The 9896-nt window shown below is 48.3% G+C and carries 9 protein-coding genes; 8 read left to right on the top strand and 1 reads right to left on the bottom strand.

What is annotated here, in order from left to right; translation table 11 throughout:
* The 3 genes from QZT94_RS03635 to QZT94_RS03625 all read left to right on the top strand — a co-directional run.
* Positions 1-189 (top strand): hypothetical protein (locus tag QZT94_RS03635; RefSeq protein WP_296773172.1); only part of this gene is annotated, 189 nt, incomplete at its 5' end.
* Between the two features lie 153 nt (positions 190-342).
* The gene (locus tag QZT94_RS03630; protein ID WP_296762430.1) at positions 343-1485 is read left to right on the top strand and encodes a hypothetical protein; all 1143 of its coding nucleotides are present in this window, start codon (positions 343-345) and stop codon (positions 1483-1485) included.
* 103 nt (positions 1486-1588) lie between these two features.
* Entirely contained in the window at positions 1589-2044 is a 456-nt protein-coding gene (locus tag QZT94_RS03625; protein WP_270625849.1) for a cupin domain-containing protein, read from the top strand.
* Between the two features lie 158 nt (positions 2045-2202).
* Here the strand turns inward: QZT94_RS03625 and QZT94_RS03620 are convergent, their stop codons facing one another.
* Positions 2203-2511 carry a thiamine-binding protein gene (locus QZT94_RS03620; RefSeq protein WP_296762427.1) on the bottom strand — a complete coding sequence of 103 codons (309 nt, stop codon included), beginning with the start codon at positions 2509-2511 and terminating at the stop codon, positions 2203-2205.
* Positions 2512-2894: 383 nt separating this feature from the next.
* Between QZT94_RS03620 and QZT94_RS03615 the strand changes: the two genes are divergently transcribed.
* The 5 genes from QZT94_RS03615 (at position 2895) to purD (ending at position 9881) form a co-directional block, all read left to right on the top strand.
* Positions 2895-6341, top strand: a complete 3447-nt coding sequence (locus tag QZT94_RS03615) for a phosphoribosylformylglycinamidine synthase (RefSeq protein WP_296762425.1) — start codon at positions 2895-2897, stop codon at positions 6339-6341.
* Positions 6332-6802 (top strand): 5-(carboxyamino)imidazole ribonucleotide mutase, encoded by a 471-nt coding sequence (gene purE, locus QZT94_RS03610; protein WP_296762423.1) that lies wholly within the window; start codon positions 6332-6334, stop codon positions 6800-6802. The genes QZT94_RS03615 and purE overlap by 10 nt, the downstream gene beginning before the upstream one ends.
* Before the next feature lie 30 nt (positions 6803-6832).
* Positions 6833-7543 carry a phosphoribosylaminoimidazolesuccinocarboxamide synthase gene (purC, locus tag QZT94_RS03605; protein WP_296762421.1) on the top strand — a complete coding sequence of 237 codons (711 nt, stop codon included), beginning with the start codon at positions 6833-6835 and terminating at the stop codon, positions 7541-7543.
* Between the two features lie 94 nt (positions 7544-7637).
* Positions 7638-8615 carry a phosphoribosylformylglycinamidine cyclo-ligase gene (gene purM, locus QZT94_RS03600; RefSeq protein ID WP_296762419.1) on the top strand — a complete coding sequence of 326 codons (978 nt, stop codon included), beginning with the start codon at positions 7638-7640 and terminating at the stop codon, positions 8613-8615.
* Between the two features lie 72 nt (positions 8616-8687).
* Positions 8688-9881, top strand: coding sequence for a phosphoribosylamine--glycine ligase (purD, locus tag QZT94_RS03595; RefSeq protein WP_296762417.1), 1194 nt, complete (start codon positions 8688-8690; stop codon positions 9879-9881).
* The last annotated feature ends 15 nt before the right edge of the window (positions 9882-9896 follow it).

Below are 9896 nucleotides of genomic sequence, written 5' to 3'. Positions count from 1 at the left end.
TACTACCTCAACAGCGAAAACCCCCTCAAACCCCACCAACTAATCCAGACCCACCACATAAAACCAGGTCACAAACCAGAACCCAAACAACCAAAACCAGGCCCGAAACTATGGGACAGAGCAATCGATTACGACCCCAAATACCAAGACGGATCCCTACACATCCGCAAAGGCTGGGCAGGACACTAAACCACCCCGACACGCCCGGAAAAAGACACACAAAATGTTACTTAGCCCAGAATAGAAGAGTGGGAGTAGAGAAGGGTTTGCCCTGTTCCATGGGGCTTAATCATAGCTGATGCTAAAATGCTCAATGTCGTAGTTACGTGGAAAGGTAAATCATTGAGTAATCCTATTCATCCAGACTCTTCAAATCCGGGGTCTGCATCATTAGAACCTGAATCTAGCAATAGTCCCAACATTTCTACGAGTGAGGCAACTAACCCTAATCCATCATTGTCGCTGGCAGCTCCAGCAACTGGGATGAATTCTCCAATGCCTCCTGCGGGAATGGTTCCTCCACCTCCTCCTGGTGGTTTCCCGCCTCCAGGTGTGTCAGGTGGTTATCCACCCTACCCTCCGCAACCTGGATTTGGAACGCAGCCGGTATCTAATGCTGCCAATTCAATGTCAGCCGGGCAGAATCCCTATCCGCAGACAGGATATGAACCGCTCAATCAATTTGGCGGTTATCCAGTCTACCCAGGTAATAGTGCCGGATATCCTGGAATGAAGAAACCGGCAGGAGATTTTGCTCTGGCATTGAAAGCTATTTGGCCAACTTTTACAGGAATGCACAAATCGGAAGGACAACTCCGGGTAAAGGCTAACTCTCAGTTGAAATACTGGTGGTGGGTCATGATGCTGCTATTTGCTCTGGTAGCTGGACTATCTTCCTCTGTGCTCCTTGCTCGCAGTGCAGATATTTTCTCTGGAGGAATACTGGGGGCTTCCGGATACGGAACCTATAGTGTCTTGTACTTCGCGCAATGGTTACTTTGCTTTGTTATGTTCACACTGGTGGCGTTCGCGGCTGTGGTTCTGCGGGCGGTATTAGCCTTAGCGGCTGCCCGCACCAAGCAAACTGCGGTTTCGTTTACCCAGGTAGCTTCGATAGTTGCTACTGGGCTGGTATTGCCCACTTTTGTGCTGTCATTGATGTTCTTAATCGCCCTGCTCCCAATTCCCGTTTTGACCACCATAATGATACTGGTGCTGCAATTGCTGCTTTCGGCATCCTTCTTGATGATGGAATTGCTGGTTTTCGGAGGCTTAAAAGACCTATATCCGAAAGATAAAAGCCCCGAAATGCGGCATACGGTTTTCTTTGTTATCTGGACTTTGTGTGCGTCATTGGTAATCGGAATGTTTGCAGTTCCTACCGGATCGTACGCGCTTTACTCTAGCGCAAAATCTGCCGTACAAGACAACGTTCAAAATGAACTCAATAATTTGAATAATTTAGAGCGGTTATTCGGTAACTAATTCAACGCTGGTAGCGATATTTGTAAAGAACTTAGACATTTAACCTAAAAGCTTAGTTACCATGGTAAATAACAGCATAAGCGATAAAGAAAGGAAGATGACCATGACTGTTCACGATAATGGCCCCGAACCATACAGCTTCGATTTGGAAACTGAAACCAAGGAAAACACCAACTATCGCACTACCGCCTGGACAGGAAAGTTCTTGCAGGTAACTCTAATGTCTATTCCGGTAGGGGAATCCATCGGTTTGGAAGTACACCCCGATAATGACCAATTCCTGCGCTTAGATGCTGGTAAAGGCAAAGTAGTGATGGGGGACACCGAAGATAACCTCACTTTTGAACAGGAAGTTAGCGACGGCTGGGCAGTAATGGTACCCGCTGGTAAGTGGCATGACATTATTAATGTCGGTGACGAGCCGATGAAACTCTATGCCGTTTATTCTCCGTCCCACCATGCGAAAGGAATCGTACAAGAGACTTTCGCTCAGGCAGAACAGGACGAGGAATCCGGCAAGGACGTTCCTCCCGAATGGACAGTTCAGCTAGGTAAATAAGTTTTCTCTCCGAATTCAATCGGACGGTATTTAGCTTGACTATTAACTAAAAAATCAGTTTTAGCTAAACAAATTGGCGGTGTCACCCCGGCTTGCGGGGTGACACCGCCAACTATTTTAGTTCCGCATCAAACAGCGATGCTCAAAAGGTAAGGAACTTAGGAATCTAACTCTTCAAGGGCGGCTTCTAGGCGAGTCAGCTTCGCGCTCATTTCACCGCTGCGGCCAGGACGAATATCGGCTTTTAGAACTAAAGCCACCCGCGGACCAAATTTAGAAACCGCTTCACAAGCATCTTTAACTACCTGCATACATTCATCCCAGCTCCCCTCAATGGTGGTAAACATGGGATCGGTGCGGTTAGGGAGTCCAGAATCTCGAACCACCTGCACCGCGGCCGCAACTGCGTCCCGCACTCCACCATCAGCGTCAGAACTAGAGGGGGTAATAGAAAATGCAACTAACATATTTGTACTTTAACCCCATCTTGATAAATACGGTTACTGGAAAACCCTCCCAGAAGATTTAGTGTTCTCAAGCTAGTATCTAGCGCGCCCTCGAGAAATAAAAAGCTCCTAAAATGATAAAAATGCAGGAAACGTGACGAATATAGCCTGTCTGTAACCAATAGGAGATTGGTAGGTAAGGCGCCGACCCTGCTAGGCTTTAAGGGTAGTTGTTTAACCGTCTCCTCCAAGCAGACGACTTAAACAGCTAACAAGCTTCCCAGGTAGCTATTAAAACCAGTTATCGGGGGAATGCGGTTGGGTAGCGGGTGAGAATTCAGACGACTTCCCAATTTCGCGCGCAAAATTTCATATCGGGCAGCTATTTCAGATAAGGGAAGACTTTGAATAAGCGGATTTTCGTAAGAAAAAAGAACGATACCACCCAGTTCAATGTCTATGACATCTTCGGTCTGGACACTGCTGCCCTCAAAAAGGTGAAATATACGGTATTCGCCGAGATAAACCAGGATATCGTACTCGATAGCATTGACCTTGATGACTACTACGTCCTCGAATATCTGCCAGGTCAATTTGATCAACGCGCAGATGCCGCGGAAAAATGCCTAGCCTTACTGGGGTATCAAGCCACCGTGAAATGCGGATATGGGCATACCGGCAAGGTGGAATTCAACCCCATCGAGATGCGGCTTAAAGATATGTCGGTACTGGAAAATGAAACCTATATTCCCAACCGGCAACTGCCCCCCACGGTTGAAATTACCGATGATTACTATGAGCACGCCTCCTTGGCAATGACTAAAGACGACCTGTTATTCATCAAAGATTATTTTGATTCTATAGGGCGACTGCCCACCGAAACCGAAATTAAGGTAATAGATACCTATTGGTCAGACCATTGCCGCCACACAACTTTTGAAACTGAGCTAACCGATGCGACCTTTAGCGGTCCTTACGCGGATCGCTTGCAAGCAGAATGGAATCAATATCTGGCAGAACGCAACAGCCAGAAACCAATCACCCTAATGGATTTGGCCACCTTGGCTGCCAAACGGGAAAAGGTAAAGAACCAGGAAGTCTCTAACGAGATTAATGCCTGCTCGGTATATGTAACCGTGGGTGGCAAACGCTATATCTTGCAATTCAAGAACGAAACCCACAATCACCCCACCGAGATAGAACCTTTCGGGGGGGCTTCTACTTGTATTGGGGGTGCTATACGTGACCCGCTATCGGGACGTACCTTTGTTTACCAGGCGATGAGAATCTCTGGCAGCGCCGATCCGCGGCTAGAGGATTCCATAGATGGAAAACTCTCCAGCAAAGAAATTACCCAGCGGGCAGCTTCCGGATATTCCTCCTATGGCAACCAAATCGGGCTGACCACCAACTATGTTAAAGAAATCTATCATCCTGGCTATCGCGCGAAGCGCCTCGAACTCGGGTTCGTAGTTGGGGCAGCACCCGCGGAGAATATTATTCGCGAAGAACCTGCTCCCGGGGATCTCATCCTCTTGATTGGAGGACGCACCGGACGCGACGGGATTGGGGGAGCCACTGGCTCGTCCAAAACTCACACCCGCGCCTCAGCCCAAACCTGCGGAGCGGAAGTACAAAAAGGTAACCCGATTGTTGAGCGCAAAATCCAACGCCTGTTCCGCCGAAGTGAGGTAGCCAAACGGATTAAGAAATGTAACGACTTTGGCGCGGGGGGAGTCTCCGTCGCTATCGGAGAACTAGCTCCCGGCTTGGAAATAGAACTTGACCGCGTGCCGGTCAAGTACCAAGGTCTAAACGGAACCGAACTGGCTATCTCAGAATCGCAAGAACGAATGGCGGTCTGTATTGACCCCGCAGATTTGCATTTCTTCTATGATGCTTGCGCGGCCGAGGACGTAGAAGTCACCCAGGTTGCAACCGTCACCGATAACCGGCGTCTGGTGATGCATTACCTGGGAGAAACTATCGTAGACATTTCCCGCGATTTCCTAGATACCAACGGGGTGCGCTCCCAGGCGCAATTTGCGGCGACCTCCAGCGGAAACATCACTGCTCAACGCAGCATTGACGGTAACGACTTGCAAGAACAATTGGCGAACAATCTAGCTGATTTAAACATTTGCTCGCAGCGCGGATTAAACGAAATATTTGACTCCTCGATTGGGGCAACCACTCTAACCTTGCCTTATGGGGGCAAGTTCCAACGCACCCCCTCCCAGGTGAGCGCCCAGCTAATTTCGGTTGAAGACGGACAAAGCGATATTGCCTCGGTAGCGGCCTACGGGTTTGAACCGTCCTTAACAAACCAAAGCCCCTACCACAGCGCCATCGTTTCCGTAGTACAGTCCATGTCGCGCCTAGCCGCAGCCGGGGTAGATTATCGCGACCTATATTTCAGTTTCCAAGAATACTTCCCACGGCTGGGTAAAGATCCAGAAAAATGGGGAACGGTAGTGGAATCCCTCTTAGGAGCCAATCGAGTTCTGCGGCATTTCCATTTAGCCTCCATCGGCGGTAAAGATTCCATGTCGGGAACTTTTGAAGATATGAATGTGCCGCCTACGTTGGTTAGTTTCGCGATTGGTATGCAAGCAGCGGATAAACTGCGCACCCCCGAATTCAAAGCCCGAAATCACCGCATTTACCTGCTGAAAGTGGAAAACGATGAGCTGGGGGCGGTAGATTTAGATTCTTTCCAATCTGCACTCGACCTGCTGGTAAATACTAACCCGCACGCGGTTTACGCCTTGGGATATGGCGGAATCGCCGAAGCACTGCCTAAAATGGCATTTGGAAATCGGATAGGTTTTGCCATAGATACTGAAGCGGATTTATTTGCTTCCCGTTATGGCAGTTTCATTATCGAGAGCGACCAGCCACTAGATTTACCATTACTGGGATACACCGGCAGCTGGCAAGAAACCAGCATTAACGGTCAGCGTATTGATTTGGCTGCTTTACAACAGGCTTGGGAAGAACCCCTACAAGAGATTTTCCCAACCGCCGGTAGCCATATTCCCACTGATGATTTGCGCGTAGACGGAAGCTGTCTAACAAAAACCCTACATGCGCCCTATCGAAAAGAAAATCCGCAGGTATTTATTCCAATCTTCCCCGGTACTAACTGCGAATATGACATGACCAGAGCTTTTACTCGCGAGGGAGCGCAGGTAGTAACGGAAGTGTATCGGGATGCTGCTTCCTATGCTCGGCAAATCGAGCAAGCAGACATTTTGGCAATTCCCGGAGGATTTTCAGTCGGTGACGAACCCGACGGATCGGCAAAGTTCATTGTTTCGGTGCTGCGCCAAGCCCAGGTTAAAGAAGCCGTACACTCCTTGCTGCGCAAGGGGGGCTTGATTCTGGGAATTTGTAATGGTTTCCAGGCATTAATCAAATCTGGTTTACTTCCCTACGGAAAGATTCGGGATTTAGATGCAAATTCGCCAACTTTGGCACAAAATGACAGCGAGCATCACGTAGCCAAAATCGTACGTACCCAAGTGGCATCGGTAGCTTCACCCTGGCTCAGTTCCTTCGATGTAGGCGAGGTACACCACATACCTATTTCTCATGGAGAAGGACGGATAGTGATGAGCTCGGCAGACTACGATAAATATCTAGCAGCTGGGCAAATCGCCACCAAATATATTGGGGAAAATCCCAACGGATCGTCCTATGAAATTGAAGGACTCTTGGCTCATCAGGGGCAAATCCTGGGGAAAATGGGTCATTCCGAACGCAGCGGTAGCGGCTTATACCGCAACTACTGTCCCGAAATAGAACAGAACATATTTAGAAACGGGGTTAATTATTTCCGATGGATGTAGCAATTATTTTTGGCTCTGCCTCTGATAAAGAAAAAATGGCAGGCGCAGCTAAATGTTTAGATGAATTCGGGCTGGAATACAAAGCATTTATCGCTTCTGCGCACCGGGTTTCAGAATTATTAGAGACCATTCTAAAAGAAGCCGTGGACTCGGGGGCGAAAGCTATCATTGCGGGAGCCGGACTGGCAGCACACCTGCCGGGAGTAATCGCTTCTAAAGTCACTATCCCAGTTATCGGGGTACCCTTAGATGCGGCTTTGGGCGGACAAGATGCTCTCTATTCAATCGTGCAAATGCCCAAAGGAATCCCGGTTTCGACGGTGGGAATCAATAACTCCTATAACGCTGCTATGACTGCGGTTGAAATCATCGGTACCAGCAACCAGCAGGTAGCTGCGCAGCTAAAAGAATACCGCGAAAATATGAAGAAAAAATTCACTGCCGAACCGATTAATTTTTAATAAAAATACAATAAAAGAGAAGGCAAAATAATGGAGAAGAAAGAATTTCTTTACGAGGGTAAAGCCAAGAAAATCTATGCTACCGACGACCCTGATAAAGTCATCGTCTACTACAAAGACGATGCTACTGCCGGTAACGGAGAGAAAAAGGGCACCATTAAAGATAAAGGTGTAATTAACAATGAGCTAACCAGTTACCTGTTTGAAATGCTGGCTTCCCACGGGGTGAAAACCCATTTCCTTGAGAAACTCAGCGATCGCGAACAATTGTGCGTCAAGCTAGATATTGTTCCGCTAGAGGTAATTACCCGCAATATTATTGCGGGTTCTATGGCTAAACGCCTAGGTCTAGAAGAGGGAACTATCCCGAAGAAAATGATTCAAGAGTTCTCCTATAAGGACGATAGCTTGGGTGACCCCCTGATTAACTCTGATCATGCGATTGCCATCGGGGCAGCGACCGAAGAAGGAGTTGCCGAAATCCTGGAGGTAACCGCTAAGATTAACCAGATTCTTTCTGATGCTTTCAAGAAAGAAGGCATCCTCTTAGTGGACTTCAAGATCGAGTTTGGTCGCGACAAGGACGGGAATCTGCTGTTAGCAGACGAAATCACCCCAGACACCTGCCGGCTTTGGGACGCAGAAACCAAGAAGAAACTAGACAAGGATCGCTTCCGGCGAGATATGGGCGGGATTGAAGAAGCCTACAAGGAAATCCTGCACCGCATTACCAAGAAATAACTAATTGCGCTTTTCCTGGGGGCGGAACCTCGCTTGCGCCCCCAGGAAAAGCGCCACAATGTAGAGCGCTACTGAGGGCAAGGGAAAACAGATTATGGTCAGCTATAAAGATGCCGGTGTCGATAAAGAAGCAGGCTATGAGCATGTGCGCAGGCTGAAGAAAATGGTAGACTCCACCCAAAATGAACAGGTTTTGGGATCGCTAGGCTCATTTGCTGCTCTGTATGAGCTGGGAAACTACCGCAATCCAGTCCTGGTTTCCGGCACTGACGGGGTAGGAACAAAACTTAAAATCGCTTTCGCCCTCGAAAAATACGACACTGTAGGTATTGACCTGGTGGCAATGTGTGTAAATGACGTGCTCTGTCATGGGGCGCGCCCGCTATTCTTCCTCGACTATCTGGCTTGCTCCCAGCTAGACGCCGACGTTTCTGCCCAATTGGTTTCCGGGGTAGTTGCTGGCTGTAAACAAGCCGGGGCTGCCCTAGTGGGGGGCGAAACCGCAGAAATGCCCGGATTTTATGCACCCGGAGACTACGATATGGCCGGTTTTGCCGTCGGCGTGGTAGAAAAAGATGCCATTATAGACGGCTCGGCTATCCGTAGCGGCGACCGAGTGATAGCACTTCCCTCCTCAGGACTACATTCCAACGGCTTCTCCCTGGTAAGAGCACTATTTAAAGATGACTTTTCGCCAGAGCTACTTACGCCCACCAGAATATATGTACCTGAAATTCTGGCTTTACTAGACAAAAAAGTTAAACTTCATGGCCTAGCGAATATCACTGGCGGGGGGCTGGAAGAAAACGTACCTCGGATTATTCCCGAGGGGCTCACCGCCCAGATTGAAAAATCCAAAGTTCGTATTCTCGATATTTTTAGGCGCAGTGAGTTCGACGCAGTTAGCGAACCGGAAATGTGGGGAACTTTCAATATGGGAGTGGGGTTTGTGCTAGTGGTTCCCCCGGAAGAACTGCCACAAATACAAGCCATAGTGCCTGATGCTTACGAAATAGGAGAAATAAAAGCACAAATTCCCGAGCAGCAAGGCAATAAAATATGCCTGCGATAATCAGCTATTGCTTTAGGTAGCAGACACAAATCTTTTGGAATCGTTAGCGGAAAAAGGGGAGAATAAAAGCTGATGGCAAAGATTCTGATAGTTGGAAACGGGGGACGCGAAAACGCGGTTAAGCGCGCCCTGAGTGCTCACGAAATTGCCCAAACCACGTCCTCTAATATGCAAGAAATCTTGCAGACGGCGCGCGATTTCTCCGCTGATTTAACCATTGTGGGCAGCGAAGACCTGCTAGTTGCCGGAATTGAAGATTTATTTAGCCAGGCAGGAATGAAGCTGTTTGGGCCGGGTAGGGCGGCTTCCCGACTAGAGGGCTCGAAAGCCTATGCCAAAGACTTTATGAAAAAATACGGGGTAAAAACCGCCCGCTACCAAACTTTCAGCGACTACGAGACCGCGATTGCGGGACTGGTGGATTTTAACCTCCCGGTAGTGGTGAAAGCTTCTGGACTTGCAGCCGGAAAAGGGGTAATCATCTGCGAAACCGCAGATGAAGCTCGTGATGCGATTGCGGAAATCATGGTTGAGGGACGATTCGGCAAAGCCGGAGAACAGGTTATCTTAGAGGAATACCTGGTCGGCAAAGAAGCCTCTATTCTCAGTCTCGCTAATGAAAAAGGTATCTTTCCGCTAGTTTCTGCCAAGGATCATAAGAAGATTGGCGAAGGAGAAACTGGTCCCAATACTGGTGGAATGGGAACTTTTGCTCCCAATCCGTTTTACACCGATGAGCGGCAAGCCCAGTTTGAACGCGACATTTTGGCTCCGACTTTGAAAGGTATCCAGGCAGAGGGGCTAAAATTTGCGGGCTGTATATTCTTTGGTTTAATGCTCACTGATAATGGCACTTACCTTTTGGAATACAATATGCGCTTTGGCGACCCGGAAACCCAAGTTGTATTGCCACTCCTCGATAGCGATTTATATTCACTTTTAACTGCCTGTATGCAGCGGACACTTACCCAGGAAGATATTAAAATACGTAATCAAAAAGCTATCTGTCTGGTATTAGCCTCAGGGGGATATCCCGGAGATTACCAGAAAGGTAAAGAAATTACCGGTCTGGATGGAGTCGATTATCTAGAGGCGGGAGTGCGCCATGAAAACGGTAAAAGCTACACCAATGGTGGGCGGGTGCTAAACCTTTTGGCACAAGCCGACACTCTAGAGGCAGCCAGAAATATAGTCTATAAGAATGCTGAAATAGTAGATTTTGCGGGTAAAACCTATCGTAAAGATATAGGTAGCGACGCTATTTAATAAACCAGTCCTATC

It is taken from the genome of Varibaculum sp., from assembly GCF_008661855.1.
GTDB classification, from domain to species: domain Bacteria; phylum Actinomycetota; class Actinomycetes; order Actinomycetales; family Actinomycetaceae; genus Varibaculum; species Varibaculum timonense_A.
This window is presented reverse-complemented; position numbering and strand designations above follow the sequence as displayed.

Coding starts and splice junctions, on each gene's coding strand:
- purC (WP_296762421.1), top strand. CDS start 6,833: ATGGAGAAGAAAGAATTTCTTTACGAGGGTAAAGCCAAGAAAATCTAT.
- QZT94_RS03620 (WP_296762427.1), bottom strand. CDS start 2,511: ATGTTAGTTGCATTTTCTATTACCCCCTCTAGTTCTGACGCTGATGGT.
- purD (WP_296762417.1), top strand. CDS start 8,688: ATGGCAAAGATTCTGATAGTTGGAAACGGGGGACGCGAAAACGCGGTT.
- purM (WP_296762419.1), top strand. CDS start 7,638: ATGGTCAGCTATAAAGATGCCGGTGTCGATAAAGAAGCAGGCTATGAG.
- purE (WP_296762423.1), top strand. CDS start 6,332: ATGGATGTAGCAATTATTTTTGGCTCTGCCTCTGATAAAGAAAAAATG.
- QZT94_RS03625 (WP_270625849.1), top strand. CDS start 1,589: ATGACTGTTCACGATAATGGCCCCGAACCATACAGCTTCGATTTGGAA.